Source organism: Streptomyces sp. NPDC023541 (assembly GCF_055559995.1).
On record NZ_JBVHJO010000036.1, the window covers coordinates 1 to 20803 of the forward strand.

19 protein-coding genes, 1 rRNA gene and 1 riboswitch are annotated in these 20803 nt (G+C 71.1%); of the genes, 4 read left to right on the top strand and 16 right to left on the bottom strand.

Features of this window, described 5'->3' with window-relative positions:
• Nucleotides 1–241 precede the first annotated feature (241 nt).
• Nucleotides 242–868 (bottom strand): PadR family transcriptional regulator, encoded by a 627-nt coding sequence (locus tag ACZ3X1_RS36985; RefSeq protein WP_467283931.1) that lies wholly within the window; start codon nucleotides 866–868, stop codon nucleotides 242–244.
• A gap of 181 nt (nucleotides 869–1049) precedes the next feature.
• Here ACZ3X1_RS36985 and ACZ3X1_RS36990 point away from each other — a divergent pair, with 181 nt between their 5' ends.
• Nucleotides 1050–1871 (top strand): PhzF family phenazine biosynthesis protein, encoded by an 822-nt coding sequence (locus ACZ3X1_RS36990; protein ID WP_356814109.1) that lies wholly within the window; start codon nucleotides 1050–1052, stop codon nucleotides 1869–1871.
• Between the two features lie 83 nt (nucleotides 1872–1954).
• Here ACZ3X1_RS36990 and ACZ3X1_RS36995 read toward each other — a convergent pair whose 3' ends face one another.
• The 3 genes from ACZ3X1_RS36995 to ACZ3X1_RS37005 all read right to left on the bottom strand — a co-directional run bounded on the left by ACZ3X1_RS36995 (nucleotide 1955) and on the right by ACZ3X1_RS37005 (nucleotide 5228).
• On the bottom strand, nucleotides 1955–2659 hold the full coding sequence (locus tag ACZ3X1_RS36995; protein ID WP_467283933.1) for a hypothetical protein: 705 nt from the start codon (nucleotides 2657–2659) through the stop codon (nucleotides 1955–1957).
• An 87-nt stretch (nucleotides 2660–2746) separates the two neighbouring features.
• Nucleotides 2747–3568: a CPBP family intramembrane glutamic endopeptidase gene (locus ACZ3X1_RS37000; RefSeq protein ID WP_467283935.1), complete on the bottom strand. Its 822-nt coding sequence runs from the start codon at nucleotides 3566–3568 to the stop codon at nucleotides 2747–2749.
• A 127-nt stretch (nucleotides 3569–3695) separates the two neighbouring features.
• A complete protein-coding gene (locus tag ACZ3X1_RS37005; RefSeq protein ID WP_467283937.1) occupies nucleotides 3696–5228 on the bottom strand; it encodes a glutamate-cysteine ligase family protein in 1533 nt (510 codons plus the stop codon).
• Between the two features lie 496 nt (nucleotides 5229–5724).
• Between ACZ3X1_RS37005 and ACZ3X1_RS37010 the strand changes: the two genes are divergently transcribed.
• Nucleotides 5725–6345 (top strand): hypothetical protein, encoded by a 621-nt coding sequence (locus tag ACZ3X1_RS37010; protein ID WP_356814104.1) that lies wholly within the window; start codon nucleotides 5725–5727, stop codon nucleotides 6343–6345.
• 261 nt (nucleotides 6346–6606) lie between these two features.
• On the top strand, nucleotides 6607–6795 hold the full coding sequence (locus ACZ3X1_RS37015; RefSeq protein ID WP_030009772.1) for a DUF5999 family protein: 189 nt from the start codon (nucleotides 6607–6609) through the stop codon (nucleotides 6793–6795).
• A 95-nt stretch (nucleotides 6796–6890) separates the two neighbouring features.
• Here ACZ3X1_RS37015 and gcvP read toward each other — a convergent pair whose 3' ends face one another.
• Nucleotides 6891–9776, bottom strand: a complete 2886-nt coding sequence (gcvP, locus tag ACZ3X1_RS37020; RefSeq protein ID WP_467283940.1) for an aminomethyl-transferring glycine dehydrogenase — start codon at nucleotides 9774–9776, stop codon at nucleotides 6891–6893.
• 198 nt (nucleotides 9777–9974) lie between these two features.
• Nucleotides 9975–10073: riboswitch (glycine riboswitch) on the bottom strand.
• 112 nt (nucleotides 10074–10185) lie between these two features.
• Between gcvP and ACZ3X1_RS37025 the strand changes: the two genes are divergently transcribed.
• Nucleotides 10186–10551 carry a PRC-barrel domain-containing protein gene (locus ACZ3X1_RS37025; RefSeq protein WP_356814102.1) on the top strand — a complete coding sequence of 122 codons (366 nt, stop codon included), beginning with the start codon at nucleotides 10186–10188 and terminating at the stop codon, nucleotides 10549–10551.
• Nucleotides 10552–10582: 31 nt separating this feature from the next.
• Here ACZ3X1_RS37025 and ACZ3X1_RS37030 read toward each other — a convergent pair whose 3' ends face one another.
• From ACZ3X1_RS37030 to rrf, 11 genes are all read right to left on the bottom strand, one after another.
• The gene (locus ACZ3X1_RS37030) at nucleotides 10583–12007 is read right to left on the bottom strand and encodes a DNA polymerase IV (protein WP_467283942.1); all 1425 of its coding nucleotides are present in this window, start codon (nucleotides 12005–12007) and stop codon (nucleotides 10583–10585) included.
• A gap of 43 nt (nucleotides 12008–12050) precedes the next feature.
• Entirely contained in the window at nucleotides 12051–12689 is a 639-nt protein-coding gene (locus ACZ3X1_RS37035; RefSeq protein ID WP_356814099.1) for a MerR family transcriptional regulator, read from the bottom strand.
• A 182-nt stretch (nucleotides 12690–12871) separates the two neighbouring features.
• Nucleotides 12872–13345: a bifunctional nuclease family protein gene (locus ACZ3X1_RS37040; protein ID WP_007262890.1), complete on the bottom strand. Its 474-nt coding sequence runs from the start codon at nucleotides 13343–13345 to the stop codon at nucleotides 12872–12874.
• 63 nt (nucleotides 13346–13408) lie between these two features.
• Complete coding sequence (gene ftsR, locus ACZ3X1_RS37045) at nucleotides 13409–14179, bottom strand: transcriptional regulator FtsR (protein WP_467283944.1); 771 nt, start codon at nucleotides 14177–14179, stop codon at nucleotides 13409–13411.
• A gap of 43 nt (nucleotides 14180–14222) precedes the next feature.
• Nucleotides 14223–15161 (bottom strand): FHA domain-containing protein, encoded by a 939-nt coding sequence (locus ACZ3X1_RS37050; RefSeq protein WP_356814130.1) that lies wholly within the window; start codon nucleotides 15159–15161, stop codon nucleotides 14223–14225.
• Between the two features lie 82 nt (nucleotides 15162–15243).
• Nucleotides 15244–16053 carry a DUF881 domain-containing protein gene (locus ACZ3X1_RS37055; protein ID WP_356814097.1) on the bottom strand — a complete coding sequence of 270 codons (810 nt, stop codon included), beginning with the start codon at nucleotides 16051–16053 and terminating at the stop codon, nucleotides 15244–15246.
• Nucleotides 16054–16058: 5 nt separating this feature from the next.
• Complete coding sequence (locus tag ACZ3X1_RS37060) at nucleotides 16059–16391, bottom strand: small basic family protein (protein ID WP_007262894.1); 333 nt, start codon at nucleotides 16389–16391, stop codon at nucleotides 16059–16061.
• Nucleotides 16388–17296: a DUF881 domain-containing protein gene (locus ACZ3X1_RS37065; RefSeq protein WP_467283947.1), complete on the bottom strand. Its 909-nt coding sequence runs from the start codon at nucleotides 17294–17296 to the stop codon at nucleotides 16388–16390. The genes ACZ3X1_RS37060 and ACZ3X1_RS37065 overlap by 4 nt, the downstream gene beginning before the upstream one ends.
• Nucleotides 17297–17407: 111 nt before the next feature.
• Nucleotides 17408–19903, bottom strand: a complete 2496-nt coding sequence (locus ACZ3X1_RS37070) for a mannose-1-phosphate guanyltransferase (RefSeq protein WP_356814095.1) — start codon at nucleotides 19901–19903, stop codon at nucleotides 17408–17410.
• 100 nt (nucleotides 19904–20003) lie between these two features.
• Nucleotides 20004–20594, bottom strand: coding sequence for a CDP-alcohol phosphatidyltransferase family protein (locus ACZ3X1_RS37075; RefSeq protein WP_030658263.1), 591 nt, complete (start codon nucleotides 20592–20594; stop codon nucleotides 20004–20006).
• Nucleotides 20595–20733: 139 nt separating this feature from the next.
• Nucleotides 20734–20803 (bottom strand): 5S ribosomal RNA (gene rrf / locus ACZ3X1_RS37080); the annotation flags it as partial.

The following is a 20803-nucleotide window of genomic DNA, read 5'->3' on the forward strand; positions in this document are numbered from 1 at the left end:
CCCTGAAGCTCCCCCCCCCAGAAGCCGCCCCCCCCCCCAGCCCCCCCCCCCCCGCCCCGCCCCCCCCCCCACCCCCCCCCCCCCGCCCCCCGCCCCCCCCCCCCCCCCCCCCCCCCCCCCCCCCCCCCCCCCCCCCCCCCCCCCCCCCCCCCCCCCCCCCCCCCCCCCCCCCCCGGGGGGCCCCCCCCCCCCCCCCCGGGGGGGGGGCCCCCCCCCGCCCCCGCATACGGGCCGTCCGGGCTCAGTGCTCGTCGGCCAGGATCAGGTACAGCTTCTTGCGGGCGTCGTTGAGCACCGCGAGCGCCTTCTCCCGCTGCTCGGGCGAGCCGGTCCTGAAGACCTGCCCGAAGGCCTCCATCAGACCGGCTCCGGCCTGCCGGACCCCGTGCATCGCCTCGAAGTCGAAGCCCCGCCCGGCGTCGGCCCAGGGGGCGTCCGGTCCGGCTTCCGCCTCGGTGCGGCCCGCCTCGGTGAGTGTGAACAGCTTCTTGCCGCCCTCACTCTCGCTGCTGATGAGGCCTTCGTCCTCCAGCAGGCTCAGGGTCGGGTAGACCGAGCCCGGGCTGGGCTTCCAGGCCCCGCCGCTGCGCTCGCCGATCTCCTGGATCATCTCGTAGCCGTGCATCGGCCGGTCGGCGAGCAGCGCCAGGATCGAGGCGCGTACGTCACCCCGCCGGGCCCGCCCCCGCGGTCCGCCGCGGCCGCCGCGACCGCCGAAGGGGCCCGCGCCGAACGGCGGTCCGAACGGGCCGAATGCCGCACGGAACCCCTGGAATCCCTCCCGACGGTCCGGCCCGCAGTGGCCGTGGCCCCGTCCGTGCTCGTGCCCGTGCCCGTGGGTGTGCCCGTGCTGTCCGTGTGAACGCATGCCTGCGCTCCTTTCGTCACTTCGTGTCCGCTTCATCGGTTCTCCGATGCACTCACTATCGCTGAGCGATCGCGATGCGTCAACGATATATCGGAAAGTGCTCACCGAACAGCCTCGAACAAGGCCAGTCACCCCGGATTGGCCTTTGTCGATGATCAAGGAACGGTCCTACCGTCGGTCCATGCGCATTCGAATCGTCGACGCCTTCACCGACCGCCCCTTCCAGGGCAACCCCGCCGGAGTCCTGCTCCTGGAGGGCGGATTCCCCCCGGACGCCTGGCTCCAGCAGGTGGCCTGCGAGGTGAACCTCTCCGAGACCGCCTTCGCCCACCCCCTGCCGCCCGGCGGGGACGCCGACTGGGCGCTGCGCTGGTTCACCCCGGCCGCCGAGGTCGACATGTGCGGCCATGCCACGCTCGCCACGGCGCACGTGCTGGCCACCGCCGGCCTGGCCGAGGGGCTGATCCGCTTCTCCGCCCGCTGCGGCGTCCTCACGGCGGAGACCGCCGCGGACGGCACGATCACGATGGACTTCCCGACGTCCTCGCTGACCCCGGTCCCGGCGCCGCCCGCCGTGGACCACGCGCTCGGTGGAGCGCCGATCCTCTCCGTCCACGACACCGCCGCCCACATCGGCGACCTCGTCATCGAACTCGCCGACGAGAAGACCGTCCGCGAGCTGGAGCCGGACCACGGCGCCCTGCGCGCCTTCGCCAAGCGGGGAGTGATCGTCACCGCAGCGGCCGATGACCCCTCCGGCGGGTACGACTTCGTCTCCCGGGGCTTCTTCCCGGCCTTCGGTATCGACGAGGACCCGGTCACCGGCAGCGCCCACACCGCGCTCGCCCCGTTCTGGGCGCAGCGCCTGGGCCGCACCGAACTGACCGGCCTCCAGGGCGGCGCCCGGCAGGGGCTGGTACGGGTGACCCTGGCGGGCGACCGCACCCTGCTGACCGGCCACGCAGTCACCGTCGTCGACGGGGAGCTCCTCACCGCCCCGTGACCGTACGGAGCGGGCGGGCGCGACGTACGGGACGGGGAGCGGGCCGCCGGGCGCGGGGCGGGGGCGGGCAGGGCAGGGGCGGATCAGCCCGCGGGCCCGCCCCGCCGCCGGCGGGCCGCCTTCGGCCGCGCCCCGGCATCGGCCGGGCTCCGCCGCTTCCGCTCGTTCTCCCTCCAGGCGTCCGAGTCGATGCGCTTGCGGTAGACCTGCTCCGGCTCCGCCTTGCCCAGGTGGACCGTCCACAGCCACAGCACGGCCGAGATCACGAAGAAGGTCACCGCCAGACCCAGGTAGAAGCCGATCTCCTCGGACTCCGGGACGCCCTCGTCGCGCATGAAGCCCGGCACCCCGGAGACGAGGGCGTTCACCGACCACGCGAGCATTCCGTTGAACAGGACCAGGGAGATCCAGTACGCGACCCGCATGCTCCTCGCCGGGCCGGACAGCCCGCCGAGCAGCAGCAGGCGCCGCAACGACACGGGCCCCGTCCGGTGCCGGCCGCCCGTGTCCGCCTTGGCGCGGCGCACCGACGCGTAGAGGTCGTCCAGCCAGCGTCCCGGTGCGGGCTCCGGGGCCGGGCCGTCGGTCGGGGCCAGCGCCTTGGCCTGGATCCAGCCGGTGATGAACTGGATCTCCTGCTGGGCCTTCTCCAGCCGTCTGCGGTAGTGGTGGTCGGCGCTGCGCGCCTCGCGGCGGTCCCGGATGAGAAGGCTGGCCCCGCCCACCAGGCCACTGACCACGGGCACCAGGAACGGGGCGAACGGCACCAGGGAGTCCATGACGGCCACAGCGCGCGCCTCCTCACTTGCCCCCAGCGTCGCACCGCCGCCGGCCCGCGGCCCCGCCCTGCGGGGCCGATCGGGTGCACCGCCGCGTCACGGCGTGGGCAGCCAGCCCACCTTGCCCGCGAGCAGGGCGTAGCCGCCGAAGGCCACGATGTCGAGCAGCGCGTGCGCGGCGACGAGCGGCCCGACGCGTCCCCAGCGGCGGTAGGCCAGCACGAAGACGACGCCCATCACCACGTTGCCGATGAAGCCGCCGATGCCCTGGTAGAGGTGGTAGGAGCCGCGCAGCAGCGAGCTGGCCGCGAGCGCCGCCATCGGCGACCAGCCCAGCCGGCCGAGCCGGCGCAGCAGGTAGGCCAGCACGATGACCTCTTCCACGACCGCGTTCTGGATCGCGGAGAGGATCAGCACGGGGAACTTCCACCACACGTCGGGCAGGGCCTCCGGCACCACCGTGAGGTTGAAGCCGGCGGCGCGCGCGCCCAGGTAGAAGGCCAGGCCCGCGCTCCCGATCCCCGCCGCGACGAGCGCGCCGCGGCCGAGATCCCACAGCGGCCGGGTCCGGTCGAGGCCGAGCACCCGCAGCCCGGGCGCGCCCTCGCGGGTCAGCAGGTGCGCCACCAGCAGTACGGGGACCAGCGCGCTCGCGATGCCGAACAGCTGCCAGGCCAGGTCCAGCCAGGGCCGGCCGGGGGCGTAGGAGCCGTTGAGGGTGGCGGCCTGGTCCTTCAGACCGCCCGGCTTGGTCAGCGAGCCGATGAAGCTGATCAGGGCCGAGACCCCGCTCGCGCCCAGCGACAGCGCCAGGACGAGCAGGGTCTCGGTGCGCAGGAGGCCCCGCCGCCCGTCCTCGCTCAGCTCCACGAACACCGGCTCCGGCTCAGCCCGCACGCCCGACTCCCGTCCTGCCATCCCGTTGCGACCACCCCATACTGCCTCGTCGGCCGGGCGGGCGGATCACCGAGGCGAGGTCACGCGGCACAGGGGCGGGGCACAGGGCCGAGGAGTCGCAGGAGGGCGCCGGGCGCGGCGGGGCACCTCAGCGCACGACGGGCAGCGCCGCGCTCACCTCCTCCGTCAGCCCCACGGGCCAGGTGTGCACGGGGTCGCCCTGGTGCATCAGCTCGCTGTAGCGCCGGGTGGTCGCGGCCAGGGCCTCGTCCCGCTCCAGCCCCGTCGCGAGCGCCCGGTGGTAGGTGTCCACCTGCCACGTCGCGCCGTTCACCCGGCGCCGGCAGCGCTCCTCGATGATGCCGAGGTAGTGGTCCCGGTCCGCCGGCTCGATGCCCCAGGCGTCCAGGCCCGCCGCCGCCATCGGCAGCAGCTCGTCCAGGACCAGCCGCACCGCCGGCACGCTGACCAGGCCTCCGGCCCGGCCCCGGCGCGGCCACCTCAGCCGCGCGTCGATCCCGTACCGGCAGGCCGCGTCGAAGTTCGCCTCCGCCTCGGCGAAGGGCAGCCGGGTCCACACCGGACGCGGCTCGTCGGCGAGGGTGCGTACGAGCCCGTAGTAGAAGGCGGCGTTGGCGACGACGTCGGTGACCGTCGGCCCGGCCGGCAGCACCCGGTTCTCCACCCGCAGGTGCGCCACCCCGTCCGCCACCCCGTAGACGGGCCGGTTCCAGCGGTAGACGGTGCCGTTGTGCAGGACCAGCTCCTGCAGGCTCGGCACCCCGCCCTCGGCCAGCACCCGCAGCGGCTCCTCCTCGTCGCAGATCGGCAGCAGGGAGGGGAAGTAGCGGACGTTCTCGGCGAAGAGCTCGTACGCCGAGTCCACCCACCGCTCTCCGAACCAGGTGCGCGGACGCACGCCCTGGGCCTGGAGTTCGGGCGGCCGGGTGTCGGTGGCCTGAGTGAACAGCGGCGGCCGCGACTCCCGCCACAGCTCGCGCCCGAACAGGAAGGGCGAGTTGGCGCCGACGGCTATCTGCGCCGCGGTCACGGCCTGCGCCGCGTTCCACACGGCCGAGAACCGGGCCGGGGTCACCTGCAGGTGCAGTTGTACGGAGGTGCAGGCGGCCTCGGGCACGATCGACCCGGAGGTCCAGATCAGCCGCTCGACGCCGTCGATGTCGAGCGTGAAGTCCTCCCCGCGCATCATCAGGATCTGCTCGTTCAGCAGGGAGTAGCGGTCCACGGCCGAGAGGTTGCCGGCGACCAGGTCCGCGCGGGAGAGCGTCGGCAGGATCCCGATCATCACCACGCCGGCGTCGATCTCCGCGGCCTGCCGGTGGGCGTAGCCGAGGCCGGCGCTGAGTTCCTCGGCGAGCTGGTCGAATACCCGGCCGCCGAGCCGGTGCGGCAGAACGTTCACCTCCAGGTTGAACATTCCCAGTTCGGTCTGGAAATCGGGGCTGGCAATCCGATCCAGCACCTGGGCATTCACCATTCGCGGCATACCGTCGGTTCCCGCGAGATTCAACTCGATCTCCAGCCCCATCATGTTCTTCGGGCGATCGAACCTCTTCTCCGCCAGAAGTCGCTCCAGTCCCTCCAGACACTCGTGGAGTTTCCTTCGATACCGCTGCCGATCGGACAGGTCGAAACCGCCCGCCACGACCTTCTCCCCCATCGAAGCGTCCCTCCTCCAGTGGGCCTGGCCCGGGGCGCCCAGGCGCGCATTACGGTCGATGATGCCCCGGCAGCGTGATCCATAACGCGGCGGGGGGCGTGCGTGGCGAGGAGCGCGCGCCGGGTTGGCCGAAGGGCGCTTCGGCACATTCACCCGGCAAGCCGCTCCACGCAAATTCCCCGTGACATTTGCCCGCCCCTGAAAGCAGGTGCTTTCCAGCCGAGCCCCCTTCCGGTAACCTCCGAGGTCAGCGCGGCACGTTCGCGCACATCCGGCATGAATGCCATGTCAGCGGGACCGGTAAGCGCCTTGCCGGCAATAGGCGGGACAGCTAGCCGAAACACTGTGTGAACACATGTCGTATAAACTCCGCAAACGAGGCAGAGAGTTGGCGCGCGGCCATTGCCCCTCGGCCCCCCTCTGGCCCCAGAATGCGACAGCGCCGTCCCGCACCTGCCCCCGATCCACAGGTCTCCCAAGTGAGAGGCGACCCACCATGCCGCTGCATGTCCCCCCGGCTCCCGCACCCGCCCTGCGCAGCGTCCTCGCGGCACTCGGTTCCCCCACCGCCGTCCACGAGGCGCATACGCCGTCCCTGCGCGCGATCCAGGGGCCGCTGACCGCCGAGCTGCCCCTCCCGGTCCACGTCCTGGACCGGCTGAACCTCTCGGACCTGGCGTCCGCCGGCCGGCCGCCCCGTACACGGCTCGTCGGATGGCGGTTCCTGATCCGCAGCGGGGACCGCCACGTCGCGGCGGCGGACACCCGGCTGACGCCCGACGGCTGGGCCTTCTCCCACTTCTTCGAGGGCCCCTACGTCGCCGCCACCGAGCGCGCGCTGCGCCAGGCCGAACTGCTCGGCACCAGCTACCAGCCCCGGCTGCTCTCCGTACCGGAGCTCTACATGCTGACGCTGTGGCTGCACGGGGCGGTGGGCGCGGACGCCGCCGCCGGGCTGCCCGCCGGCGAGGACCTGCTGGTGCCGCTGGCCCCGGCCCCGCCCGGCATCGCCGCGTACCGGCCGCATCCGGTCTCCGAACTCCTTCCCGTGCTGACCCATCGGCTCACTCCCGCGACGGCACCGCTGCCGCCGTCGCTGGCAGCGCCCGCCGCCTGACCCGATTGACCCATTCGGCCTAGCCCGGCCGGGCCCCCCGTGAACCATCCGAAATGACAGGGGAGTTGGCCTGAACCGCCCGCACGGGTGATGCGTCATCAATCCATGAGGACAGCTGCCGGGAAATCCCTGCGAAGCGGCTGTCGTGGGGGAACACTGATGGCAAGCGCCCCGCGGTTGCGGGGATGACCCAGGGGGACGGCCATGAACCAGGTATCGAGCCGTAGCACACAGACCACACCGCAGCGAAAGAACGCATCCATGTGCCAGCACCAGCCAGCCTGCCCGTCTGCCGAATCCGCCGACCGGGAGGCCGCACGCCCGGTGGCCAACCACCCGGAACAGGGCTGGAGCCTGCTGTGCAACGGCGTCCTGCTCTTCGAGGACACCGGTGAGCTGCTGCCGGACGGGCAGATCATCGCCCCGCACCGCCCGCTCGCGGCTGCGTAGGCGACGGGGTCCGACGACGAAGGGGCCGGTCCGGGAGGGTCTCCCGAACCGGCCCCTTCGTCATGTCATACGACGGACGTCAGAGGCGGGGCGCCTCAGTTGTCGTACTCGTCCAGCGGCGGGCAGGAGCACACCAGGTTGCGGTCGCCGAACGCACCGTCGATGCGGCGCACCGGCGGCCAGTACTTCTCGGCGGCCGTGACCCCGCCCGGGAAGACGGCCTCGTCACGGGTGTACGGGTGGTTCCACTCGCCGCCCAGCGCCGCCGCGGTGTGCGGGGCGTTGGCGAGCGGGTTGTCGTCGGCCGGCCACTCGCCGCCCGCGACCCGCTCGATCTCGGCGCGGATGGCGATCATCGCGTCGCAGAAACGGTCGATCTCGGTGAGGTCCTCGGACTCCGTCGGCTCGATCATGAGCGTTCCGGCGACCGGGAAGGACATCGTCGGGGCGTGGAAGCCGTAGTCGATCAGGCGCTTGGCGATGTCGTCCACGCTGACGCCCGTGGCCTTCGACAGCGGGCGCAGGTCGATGATGCACTCGTGCGCGACCAGGTTGCCCGGGCCGGTGTAGAGCACCGGGTAGTGCGGCTCCAGGCGCTTGGCGATGTAGTTGGCGCCGAGCACCGCCACCTGGGTGGCGCGCTTGAGGCCCTCGCCGCCCATGAGGCGCACGTACGACCAGGAGATCGGCAGGATGCCGGCGGAGCCCCACGGCGCGGCCGAGATCGGGCCGACGCCCGTCTCCGGGCCGGCGGTCGGCTGCAGCGGGTGGTTCGGCAGGTACGGGGCCAGGTGCGCCCGGACACCGACCGGGCCGACGCCCGGACCGCCGCCGCCGTGCGGGATGCAGAAGGTCTTGTGCAGGTTCAGGTGCGAGACGTCACCGCCGAAGTGACCCGGCTTGGCCAGGCCCACCAGGGCGTTCAGGTTGGCACCGTCGACGTAGACCTGGCCGCCGGCCTCGTGGACCTGGGCGCAGATGTCGGCGACGTGCTCCTCGAACACACCGTGCGTGGACGGGTAGGTGATCATCAGCACGGCGAGCTCGTCGCGGTGCTGCTCGATCTTGGCGCGCAGGTCGTCCGCGTCCACCTCGCCGTCGTCGGCGGTCTTGACGACGACGACCTTCATGCCGGCCATCACGGCGCTGGCGGCGTTGGTGCCGTGCGCGGAGGACGGGATGAGGCAGATGGTGCGCTGCTCGTCGCCGTTCGCACGGTGGTAGGCGCGCACGGCCAGCAGACCGGCGAGCTCACCCTGCGAGCCGGCGTTCGGCTGGATGGAGACCTTGTCGTAGCCGGTGACCTCGCAGAGTCGTTCCTCCAGCTCGTTGATGAGCGTGAGGTAGCCCTCGGCCTGCTCCACCGGGGCGAAGGGGTGCAGCTGGCCGAACTCGGGCCAGGTCACCGGCTCCATCTCGGTGGTCGCGTTGAGCTTCATGGTGCAGGAGCCCAGCGGGATCATCCCGCGGTCCAGCGCGTAGTCCTTGTCCGAGAGCTTGCGCAGGTAGCGCAGCATCGCGGTCTCGGAGCGGTGCTGGTGGAAGACCGGGTGCGTCAGGTACGCGTCCGAGCGCAGCAGTGCCTCGGGGAGGGTGTCCTCCGCGGTCCCGTCGAGCGCCTCGATGTCCGCGGTGACGCCGAAGGCGGCCCAGACGGCCTCGATGTCGGCCCGCAGGGTGGTCTCGTCGCAGCTGATGGAGACGAGGTCGGCGTCGACCTGGTGGAGGTTGACCCCGCCCTCGCGGGCGGCGGCGACGACCTCGGCGGCGCGGCCCGGGACGCGGACCGTGATCGTGTCGAAGTAGGAGCCGTGCACGGTCTCCACCCCGCCGGCCCGCAGACCGGCCGCGAGCAGCGTCGCGTAGCGGTGGGTGCGGCCGGCGATCGTGCGCAGGCCGTCCGGGCCGTGGTAGACGGCGTACATGCCGGCCATGACGGCGAGCAGGACCTGCGCCGTGCAGATGTTGCTGGTCGCCTTCTCGCGGCGGATGTGCTGCTCACGGGTCTGCAGCGCCAGGCGGTAGGCCTTGTTGCCGTCCGCGTCCACCGAGACGCCGACGAGGCGGCCGGGCAGCGAGCGGGCGTGCTTGTCCTGGACGGCCATGTAGCCGGCGTGCGGTCCGCCGAAGCCCATCGGGACGCCGAAGCGCTGGGTGGTGCCCACCGCGATGTCGGCGCCCAGGGCGCCCGGGGACTTCAGCAGGGTCAGGGCGAGCAGGTCGGCCGAGACGGTGACGATGGCACCGAGCTCGTGCGCCTGGTCGATGACCGGCTTGATGTCCCGGACGGCGCCGGAGGCACCCGGGTACTGGATCAGGACGCCGTAGACGCCGCGCTCGGCGATCTCGGCGGGGATGCCGTCGGAGAGGTCCGCGACGACGACCTCGATGCCGATCGGCTCGGCGCGGGTCTCGATGACGGCGACGGTCTGCGGCAGGGCGTCGGCGTCGACGAGGAAGACGTTGCCCTTGACCTTGCCCACGCGGCGGGCCAGGGTCATGGCCTCGGCGGCCGCGGTTCCCTCGTCGAGCAGCGAGGCGCCCGAGGTCGGCAGGCCGGTGAGGTCGGCGACGACGGTCTGGAAGTTCAGGAGGGCCTCGAGACGGCCCTGCGAGATCTCCGGCTGGTAAGGCGTGTACGCCGTGTACCAGGCCGGGTTCTCCATGACGTTGCGGAGGATCACCGGCGGGGTGAAGGTCCCGTAGTAGCCGAGACCGATCATGGGGGTGAGGACCTGGTTGCGGTCGGCGAGGGAGCGCAGCTCCGCGAGCACCTCGGCCTCGGTCCGCGCCTCGGGCAGGTCGAGCGCGTCGGCGGTCTTGATCACATCCGGGACCGCGGCGGCGGTCAGTTCGTCCAGGGAGCCGTAGCCCACCTGGGCGAGCATCTTCGCCTGCGCCTCGGCATCCGGGCCGATGTGGCGCTGTTCGAAGGGGATGCCTCGCTCCAGCTGGGAGAGCGGAATGCGGTTGGCGGTCATGTACGGAGGCCTCCTGGTCATATGACCTGCGAGGGGCACCACGGCGCGGGCACCCGGACGGCCTCCCCCTCTGTCATTTCAACCTGAGAGTTTCACCGGACGCCAACAGGGGTCTCCCGCGGGCATCCGGCTTTCACCGTCGGTGAGGGGAGGGACCGGCACTGTGCGCCCGGTACCGCCCCTGCTTTCCAGAGTGGCCTCGTCCGTGCGGTACGTATGCCTGAGAGATTCCGGGGAGGATTTGCTCCTTCGGCGCCTCCGCCTTGCTCATTCGGAGGACTCTCCCGCACAGGGTCGACAGCCGTCATCCAGACTACCAGCGGGGTTCAAGGTGTTCCCCGAGTGGCCTCCTGTGGGGAAATGCACTTCTGTAGTCATTACGGAGCAGTTGCGACCATTTGGAGGGACCGTGCAGACCGACATCGATCCGCGCAGCCTGATCGGCCGCAAGGCGTTCGACCGCAACGGTGCCAAGATCGGCACCATCGACGAGGTCTACCTCGACGATGCCACGGGTGTCCCGGAATGGGCTGCCGTCCGCACCGGCCTGTTCAGCCGGGACGCCTTCGTCCCGCTGGAGCCGAGCGAGATGGTCGGCGAGACCCTGCGGGTGCCCTTCGACCGCTCCCTCATCAAGGACGCACCGGATTTCGGCGTCGGCCGCCACCTGTCTCCCGAGCAGGAACTCCAGCTCTACCACCACTACGGCCTGGACACGACCCTGCCCTCCGACTTCCACCGCGACTTCGGCCGCCTGGCGGGCGACGAGGGCTGAGCTCCGGTACAGCCGCCCCCTCCTACGACTCCTACGGCATGTCCCCCACCAGCGGCAGCGGGTCGGAGGGCTCCAGATCGGGGTCGTCCACCCGGAAGGTCCGCACCCGGCCGGGCTCCGAGCCGGGCTGCTCGAACCGCACGGTCACCCGCCCGACCCCGCTGCCCTGCACCCACCCCGGCCCGTACAGGACGTGCCGTACGTCGCTCCCGGCCGCCCAGCGGCGCTCCGGAGCCTCCTGCGGCTCACCCGGCTGCTCCGGCCCCTCCGAAGGGCCCGCGCCGCTGCCGGCGGCCTCCGGCTCTGCTCCCCCGGCCGCACCTGCGGCGCCGCCCGCGCCGCCCGCGCCACCCGCAACGCCGTCCGCGTCCGCCGCCTCCGCCGCGGACGACTGCGCGAAGAGGTCCTCCTGCGTGTAGTCCGCGAGTCCCGTCACCCCCACCCCCAGCAGTCGCACCCCGCCCGTGGTGTCCACCGCCTCCAGCAGCCGCGCGGCAGCCTCCCGCACCACCGCCGGATCGTCCGTGGGTCCGCGCAGCGTCTCGGACCGCGTCAGCGTGGAGAAGTCGTAGCGCCGCACCTTGAGCACGATGGTGCGCCCCGAGTGCCCCGAGGCCCGCAGGCGCTGCACGCACCGGTCCGCGAGCCGCTGCACCTCGCCCCGGATCCGCACCCGGTCGTGCAGGTCCACGTCGAAGGTGTCCTCGACGGACACCGACTTCGCGTCCCGCTCCGCGACCACCGGCCGGTCGTCCAGCCCCAGCGCCATCCGGTACAGCCCCGCGCCGTGCGCGCGCCCGACCATACGGACCAGCTCGTCCTCGCCGGCCTCGGCCAGCTCCCCCACCGTGGTGATCCCGGCGCGGCGCAGGTGTTCCCCCGTGGCCGGCCCCACCCCGGGCAGGGTCCGTACGGACATCGGTGCGAGCAGCTCCCGCTCGGTCCCGGGCTCGATCAGCAGCAGCCCGGCGGGCTTGGCCTCCTCGGAGGCCACCTTGGCCAGCATCTTCGACCCGGCCAGCCCGACGGACCCGCTGAGCCCGGTGGCGGCCCTGATGCCGGCCCGCAGCCGCTCGCCCGCGGCCCGCGCGGAGACCGAGTCGAAGGCGACGCCGCCCGCCTCCAGGTCCACGAAGGCCTCGTCCAGGCTGAGCGGCTCGACCAGCGGCGACAGTTCCCGCAGCATGGCCATCACGATGTCGCTGACCTGCCGGTAGAGCGTGAAGCGCGGGATCAGGTAGGCGCCGTTCGGGCAGAGCCTGCGCGCCTGGCCCATCGGCATCGCGGAGTGCACTCCGAACCGCCTGGCCTCGTACGAGGCGGTGGCGACGACCCCGCGCGGCCCGAGCCCGCCGACGATGACGGCCTTGCCGCGCAGGCTCGGCTTCGACGCCTGCTCGACGGAGGCGTAGAAGGCGTCCATGTCCAGATGCAGGATGGTCGGAGCGGCTCTCACAGCACCGATGCTGCCCTACGCCACTGACAGCCCCGGCGCCCGGTCAGACGGCGCGGTTGCGGCGAGCCGCCAGCTCGTCCGTCGGGTTGTGCCCGACCAGGGTCTCGCCGGTGTCCGCCCGCTCCCCGTGCAGCTGCGACAGCGCGCTCTCCACGTCGCGCCACACTACGCCCACGGCGATGCCGAAGACGCCCTGCCCGCCCTGGAGGAGGCTGACGACCTGGTCCGGCGAAGTGCACTCGTACACGGTGGCGCCGTCGCTCATCAGCGTCATCCGCTCGAGGTCCGCCAGCTCGCGGTCGTGCAGGTGCTGCACCGCCGTGCGGATGTTCTGCAGCGCCACACCGGTGTCCAGGAAGCGCTTGACGATCTTGAGGACCACGACGTCGCGGAAGCTGTAGAGGCGCTGCGTCCCCGACCCGTACGCGGCCCGCACGCTGGGCTCCACCAGCCCGGTGCGCGCCCAGTAGTCGAGCTGTCGGTAGGTGATGCCGGCAGCGGCGCACGCCGTCGGTCCGCGGTAGCCGATCTGCTCGGGCACCGGCTCCCCGCCCACCGGTTGGACCGGCGTCGACTCCGGCTGACGGCGCGCGGATCCGCCCGCACCACCGCGCAGCGGGTAGGGCCCAGTGTCACTCCGTACGGGGGTGCCCCCGGTCGTACCGTCGCCCGTGATCCTCACGCCGACCCTCCGTCCTTGACCTGCCCACCTCGAAGGTAGGCAGTCACCAGGGGTGCGTCAACGATCGCCACACTCGGCACGCCGAGTGATAATCACCCTGAGAGTGGTTTCCCGTGTCCGGTCGCGGGGAAAAGCTACTCGAATGGGCTGGTGCCCCACCGCGGACGACCCGGCCGGCACTCTCACTGCGGGCCGGTGCCGAAGTCCTCGGGTGAGATCTGGTCGAGGAACTCGCGGAACTTCTCCACCTCGTCCTCCTGCTCGTCCGGGATGGCGATTCCGGCGTCGTCCAGAACACCGTCACTGCCGTAGATCGGCGTACCCGTCCGCAGGGCGAGGGCTATGGCGTCCGACGGCCGCGCGCTCACCTCGACCCCGCTGGCGAAGACGAGCTCCGCATAGAAAACGCCCTCCCGCAGATCCGTGATCCGGACCTCGGTGAGCTCCTCACCGACCGCCTCCAGCACGTCCTTGAACAGGTCGTGCGTCAGCGGCCGGGCAGGGGCCATCCCCTGCTGGGCGAAGGCAATGGCAGTAGCCTCCCCAGGACCGATCCAGATGGGGAGGTACCGATCGCCTCCCACTTCACGCAGGAGCACGATCGGTTGGTTGGAGGGCATTTCCACCCGGACACCCACAACGTCGAGCTCGTTCACACAGCAACCCTAGGACCTGCTCGGCAGGTTTGGGTAGTCGGGGCTCCCCCCCGACCGACGGGGTCAGCGCAACCGGACGCCGAGAGCGGTCTGCACCAAGGCCTCGTGCAGCCGTACGGAGAGCCCCGCGAGCTCCTTCATCGTGGCCTCCGCGTGGGCCCTGGTCTGCGGGTTGCGGTGCCGGCGCAGCGGTGCCACGACCTGCTCCACCAGGCCCGCCTCCCGGTCGGCGGCCGCCTTCATGGCGCGCAGGTGCCGCGGCTCCAGGCCGAAACGCCCCAGGTCGGCCACGAGCCGGGCCACCGTGACCGCGTCGGCGTCGAACCCGCCGCCCGGCGTCTCGGCGAGCAGCCCGTACGACTCCCACTCGGCCAACTGGTCCTCGTCCACGCCGACGGCCGCGACGAGCTCCGCCCGCCCCACACGGGCCGGCGGGGGCCGCTCCTGCCCCACCTCGGCGTATACGGCGGCTGGGTCGGCGGGATCGGACGGATCTGCGGCTTCGCCGTGCGCCGTGGGCGCCGGAATGCGGATCTGCTCACCGCGGGCGAGCGCGTCGAGCTGCTCGCGGATGACCTTCAGCGGCAGGTAGTGGTCACGCTGCAGGCGCAGGATGCGGGCGAGGCGCTCCACGTCCTCCGTGCTGAACTTGCGGTATCCGGACGGTGTGCGCCGGGGCTCGACCAGCCCCTCCGCCTCCAGAAAACGGATCTTCGAGATCGTGACTTCGGGGAACTCGTCACGCAGCGTGGTGAGCACCGTGCCGATGCTCACCAGCCGCCCGGCCGAGCCGGCGGAGCCGTTGCCGGAGCCGCCTGTCGGATTGCGCAGCATGGGACCTTCCCTCGGGTGCCCCCGGACCGGGTCCGGGGGAGGGTCAGACGCCCCGCAGGCTCGCGTAGAAGACCAGCCGGTACTTGCCGATCTGCACCTCGTCGCCGTTGTGCAGGGCGACGGAGTCGATCGGCTCACGGTTGACGTACGTGCCGTTGAGACTGCCTACATCGGCCACGGTGAAGCCGCCGTCCTGACTCCTGCGGAACTCGACATGGCGCCGGGAGACGGTGACGTCGTCCAGGAAGATGTCGCTCTGCGGGTGTCGGCCGGCCGTGGTCAGTTCGCCGTCCAGCAGGAAGCGGCTGCCGGAGTTGGGTCCGCGCCGCACGATGAGCAGGGCGGAACCGGGCGGGAGCGCCTCGACCGCGGCCTGGGCCTCGGGGGACAGCGAGGACGAGACGTGCGTCTGGCCCGTCACCTCGGCCTCGTAGGCCTCCAGGCCCGAGATCGAGATGGTGGACGTGGTCTCCGAAGCACGCTCCGGCGTCAGACCCGCCCGCAGCGGCGCTCCGCAGTTGGAGCAGAACCGGCTGGCCGCATCGCTGCGGTGTCCGCACCTGCTGCAAACCTGCTCGGCCGACATGGACGGCTCCTCGCGCCGCGGCTGCCCCGCGGAGGCACTGGTGGCATACGGGTCGGGGGCAAACCCTCCACCCGCACTTGAGGTTGATGGTTCACCGAAACCTATGCGGCCGGTACCAGCAGGGTCAACAGACGACGCGCCGGGGGCACCCGGAACCTCACCCGCACCGGCGACCTCGTCGCGGAACAGCGGCCGGTCACCCTGCCCGTCCGCGCCGCCGGCGCGGTGCCTCGCCGCGCCGCTCTCCTCGCGGTTCTTCTTGCCGAACAACTTCTCAAACAACTTCACGGGCGATTCCCCTTGACTGAAACAGACCCGCCCGTGGGGCAGGACGAACTCCGAATGCAGACACCTGCCGACCCGGACATTCTCACAACGTCCGTAACCACCAGACAGTTTCCACCACGCACCGCAACTTCGGTGCGGCGACCCCCCGCAGGCATCGGCCCGCGTGCGCCGCTCCACCCTCCACTCCGCTTCATCCCGATGACGACCGAGCGTAGTCAGGCTGCTTCGCAGCCCGCAAGGCATCCACAACGATCTTCGCCGACCGCGTGACGGCCACCGTGGCCTGCTCCTTCTCCAACGTCTGGACGACACCGCCGGGGATGTTGAGCGCGGGCTCCAGATCCTGCGGCTTGCCGATCACCCTGAACTCGTAGGGTTGTGTGATCTTCTTGCCGTCGATCCCGACCCCGCCGTTCTCGTCCGAGAAGTACGAGCCTGCCACGATGCGCACCCCGTTGATCTGGATCGCCTCGGCCCCGGCGGCCCGCAGCTCCTGGAGCGTGTCCAGCAGCTGGTCGGACTGCACCTGCCCGGTGGGATCAGTGATCTTGAGAGTGATGCCCGGTCCCTGTGCTGCCACGGTACCGGCCAGGATGCCGAGTTGACGCTCCTTCTCCACGGTCTGCTTGCGGGCCTCCTCCGCCTGGTTGGAGCTGCTCTCCAGCTCCCGCCGCTGGTCCTCCAGGCGCTGCTTCTCGTCCTCCAGCCGCTTGGTCCGGCCGTCGAGCTCGTCGAGGATCCGTACGAGGTCCTCCTGCCGGGCCCCACGCAGCGCACTGGAGTCGCTGTTCGAGCGGACCTGGATGGCCAGCCCCAGCCCCAGGACGAACAGCAGCAGCGCGACGATCAGTTGGGCCCTGCTCACCCGCAGCGGCCACAGACCGGCGGCGAGCCGCTGCCGGCCGGTCTCCCCGGTGACCGGCTCGGCCTGGGTCTTTCTCTCTTCAAGAGGCTGTTCCGGCACGTTCGGTTCCTCGGGCGGGGTGTCGTTCGCACTCATCCCCATCACGCCCGGAACACGTGCCGGCGGATGGCCGCGGCGTTGGAGAAGATGCGGATGCCGAGGACGACGACCACACCGGTGGACAGCTGCGAGCCGACGCCCAGCTTGTCGCCGAGGAAGACGATCAGCGCGGCCACGACGACGTTCGACAGGAACGACACCACGAAGACCTTGTCCACGAAGATGCCGTCCAGCATGGCGCGCAGACCGCCGAACACCGCGTCCAGCGCCGCCACCACGGCGATGGGCAGATAAGGCTCCACCACGGCCGGTACCTCGGGCCGGACCAGAAGTCCGACCACCACTCCGGCCAAGAGGCCCAGTACCGCGATCACGATGCACCCTTCTGCTGCTCTGCTGCTGTGGCTGTACGTACGATCAGGCTCGACGCGGGCGGCAGCCGGAGCTCGTCGGCCGCGGACAGGGTGGAGCGGATCCCGTAGCTCTCCTGGAGCACGTGCAGGTACTGGCCGTCCGCCGAATCCTGGAAGGCCGGGCCGAGCCGCTTCTTGTCCCCCACCGCCAGCACTTCGTACGGCGGCACCAGCGGCCGGTTGTCGACCAGTATCGCGTCACCCGCGGCCCTGATCGCCGACAGTTCCGTCAGCCTCTGCCCGTTGATCGAGATCGCCTCGGCGCCGGACTGCCACAGCCCGTTGACGATCTTCTGCATGTCACGGTCCCGGAGCCGGCCCGTGTCCGAGAAGCCGCTGCTCTCGCGCGGCCCGCCACCGTCGCCCTTGGAGGAGCCCCTCGCGTCGTCCACGACCAGCTTGACCCCCGGCCCGCGGACCTCGGTTGCACCGGAGAGCAGCGAGACCAGCTCGCCCTGGCTCCCGCCGGGCTGCTTGAGAGCCGCGCGCTGACGTGCGGCGACATCGGTCCGAATCCGGTCGATGTTCTGCTCCAGGGCGTCCGCGCGCTCGTCGGCGCGCTGCACCCGGTCGATCAGCTCCTGGCGCTCCCTCGCGAGCACCGGCGCGTCCACGCGGGCCTCGGCGGCACCGAGCGTGACGACCATCGCGGCGATCACGAGCCCGGCGGCGAGTCCCAGTTTGGCCTTGAGGGTGCGGGGCAGACCGGCCGTGCCGTCCGCCTCGCGCCGGGCCGTCGCCTCCGCGTAGCCCTCGTCGAGGCTGTGGTCCATCACGTGCGTCAGCAGCGACATGGAGGCGTCGGGGCGCGCCGGCACAGAAGACGCCGGAGTCCGGTTGTGGGTCGGCTGCGACATGCCGCACATCGTCGCATGTCGGCGCCGCACACACCCAATGCGTCCAGCCGGTGGGCCGGGCCGGGACTCCCCCACCCCGGCCCACCGGACTTCCACCCTACGTCAGCGCACGCGCGGCGCTCAGTGCCCGGCGCCGTCCACCACGGCGGCCCACTCGTCGAGCAGAGCCTGCGCGGAAGCGTCGTCGGGGCCCTCGGCCCACAGGTGCGTCACGGCCTCCGCCGGGTCCGGCAGGACCAGCGCCCACCGTCCGTCGGCCTCGACCACACGCACCCCGTCGGTGGTGTCCACCTGCCGGTCTCCGGCCGCTTCCACGACCCGCCGCATGACGAGCCCCTTCACCGCCCACGGCGTCGGCACGTCCCGCTTGAGCACGTGCGCCCGCGGGATCCGGGCGTCGATCTGGCTCAGCGTGAGCTGGGTACGCGCCACCAGGCCGAGCAGCTGCACGAACGCCGCCGAGCCGTCGAAGACGCTGCTGAACTCCGGAACGATGAAGCCGCCCCGGCCGTCTCCGCCGAAGATCGTGTTCTCGGCCCGACCGACCCGGGTCAGGTCGTCGGGCGAGGTCGTCGTCCATTCCACCTGGGTGCCGTGGTAGGCGGCCACCTGCTCGGCGACGCGCGTCGTGGTCACCGGCAGCGCTACCTTTCCGCTGCGCTTCTCGGCGGCCACCAGGTCGAGCATGACCAGCAGGGCCCGGTCGTCCTCGATGATCCGCCCGCGCTCGTCGACGAGGGAGATCCGCTCGCCGACCGGGTCGAACCGCACGCCGAAGGCCGCCCGCGCCGAGGCCACGATCTCGCCCAACCGCACCAGACCGGCCCGCCGGGACTCGGCGGTCTCGGTCGGCCTGGTCTCGTCGAGCCCCGGGTTGATCGTCAGGGCGTCCACCCCGAGCCGTCCCAGGAGGCTCGGCATGACGAGCCCGGCGCTGCCGTTGGTGGCGTCGACGACGACCTTGAGCCCGGCGTCGGCGATCCCCGTGGTGTCGACGCGCCGCAGCAGCGAGCCGGTATAGGCGTCGAAGACGCTGCCCGGGAACTGCAGGTCGCCGATCTCGCCGGGGAACGCCCGCCGGTATTCCTGGCGCGCGTAGACGCGGTCCAGCTTGCGCTGCTGCTGGAGCGAGAGGTCCGCTCCACGTTCGTCGAGGAACATGATGTCGACGGAGTCCGGCACTCCGGGCGAGGTCCGCAGGACGATGCCGCCGGCGCTGCCTCTCGCGGTCTGCTGCCGCGCCACGGGCAGCGGCACGTTCTCCAGGTCCCGTACGTTGATCGCGCTGGCCTGGAGTGCCGAGATCACCGCCCGCTTGAGCGCTCGGGCGCCGCGGGAATGGTCGCGGGCCGTGGTGACGATCGCGCCCTTCTTCAGGGTGGTGGCGTAGGCACCGGCCAGCCGGACGACGAGTTCGGGGGTGATCTCGACGTTCAGGATCCCGGAGACACCGCGCGCACCGAAGAGGTGGGCCTGCCCGCGGGACTCCCAGATGACGGAGGTGTTGACGAAGGCACCGGCCTCGATCGTCTTGAAGGGGTAGACGCGCACGTTCCCCTGGACAATCGATTCCTCACCGACGAGGCACTCGTCGCCGATGACGGCCCCGTCCTCGATCCGTGCCGCGCGCATGATGTCGGTGTTCTTGCCGATGACGCAGCCGCGGAGGTTGCTGTGGGGGCCGATGTACACGTTGTCGTGGATGACGGCCCGGTGGAGGAAGGCGCCGCTCTTGACGACGACGTTCGACCCGATGACGGTGTGCTCCCGGATCTCCACGCCGGCCTCGATCTTGGCGTAGTCCCCGATGTAGAGGGGTCCGCGCAGCACGGCGTCCGGGCTGACCTCGGCTCCTTCGGCGACCCACACGCCCGGCGAGATCTCGAAGCCGTCCATGTCGACCTGGACCTTGCCTTCGAGCACGTCGGCCTGCGCCTTGACATAGCTCTCGTGCGTGCCCACGTCCTCCCAGTAGCCCTCGGCGACGTAGCCGTAGATCGGCCGGCCTTCCTTCATCAGCTGGGGGAAGACGTCGCTGGACCAGTCGACCGACACGTCCGCGTCGACGTAGTCGAAGACCTCGGGCTCCATGACGTAGATACCGGTGTTGACGGTGTCCGAGAACACCTGGCCCCAGGTGGGCTTCTCCAGGAAGCGCTCGACCTTGCCTTCCTCGTCCACGATGGTGATGCCGAATTCCAGCGGGTTCGGGACCCGGGTCAGGCACACCGTGACGAGGGCGCCCTTCTCCTTGTGGAAGCGGATCAGGTCGGTGAGGTCGAAGTCGGTCAGCGCATCGCCGGAAATGACGACGAAGGCATCATCCTTCAAGGCCTCCTCGGCGTTCTTCACGCTGCCGGCGGTCCCGAGTGGCTTTTCCTCGTTGGCATAGGTGAGCTCCATACCGAGCTCTTCGCCGTCACCGAAATAGTTCTTGACGAGCGACGCCAGGAACTGCACGGTGACCACGGTCTCGTTGAGCCCGTGCCGCTTGAGCAGCCTGAGTACGTGCTCCATGATCGGGCGGTTCGCCACCGGCAGGAGCGGCTTGGGCATGCTCGAGGTCATGGGGCGAAGGCGTGTGCCCTCGCCACCGGCCATCACGACGGCCTTCATGTCGGAAGAGTCCTCCTTGAGAGATGACAGTCGTGCCGACTCTCACCCGCCTCGTTCGGTGACTTCGCGACTCCTGCGCGTCATCCGGCGTCGGGCGGGCTCAATCGGCCGTGGCGTCAGCCTTCACCAGTCGGCGGACTTGAACCACGTAAAGGATTCCTGCCCACCAATAGAGGGTTGTACCCCATCCCGCGAACGCCCATCCGAAAACTGACGCCAACCAGGCCAACCAGCCGCTTCCGTCACTGAGCAGGAGCAACGGGAAGGCGTACATCAGGTTGAAGGTCGCGGCCTTGCCGAGGAAGTTGACCTGCGGCGGCGGATATCCGTGGCGGCGCAGGATCCACACCATGACCAGCAACATCAGCTCACGCGCGAGGAGCGCGCCGGTGAGCCACAGCGGCAGGATCTCGCGATAGGTCAGACCGAACAGCGTCGACAGGATGTAGAGGCGGTCCGCGGCGGGATCCAGCAGCCGGCCGAGCTTGCTGATCTGGTTCCAGCGCCGGGCGAGCTTCCCGTCGAGGTAGTCGCTGATCCCGCTGAGCATGAGCACGGCCAGGGCCCAGCCGTCGTACTCCGCGAGGATCAGCCACAGGAACAGGGGCACGCCGGCGAGGCGAGCCATGCTCAGGATGTTGGGAATGGTGAAAATTCGGTCAGTCTGAACCCGAGTCTCCTGGACCTCCACCCGGGGCCTCCACTGTGACGGTAGAAATGGTCGTTCGATGCCCCCTGACCCTACAGGAGGCCGGACAGGTGTCCGGAACGCAGAAAAGCCCCGCACCGAACCCTGAAACGGGCTGGTGCGGGGCTTTCCCACAATGATTGTTCGGCGGCGTCCTACTCTCCCACAGGGTCCCCCCTGCAGTACCATCGGCGCTGAAAGGCTTAGCTTCC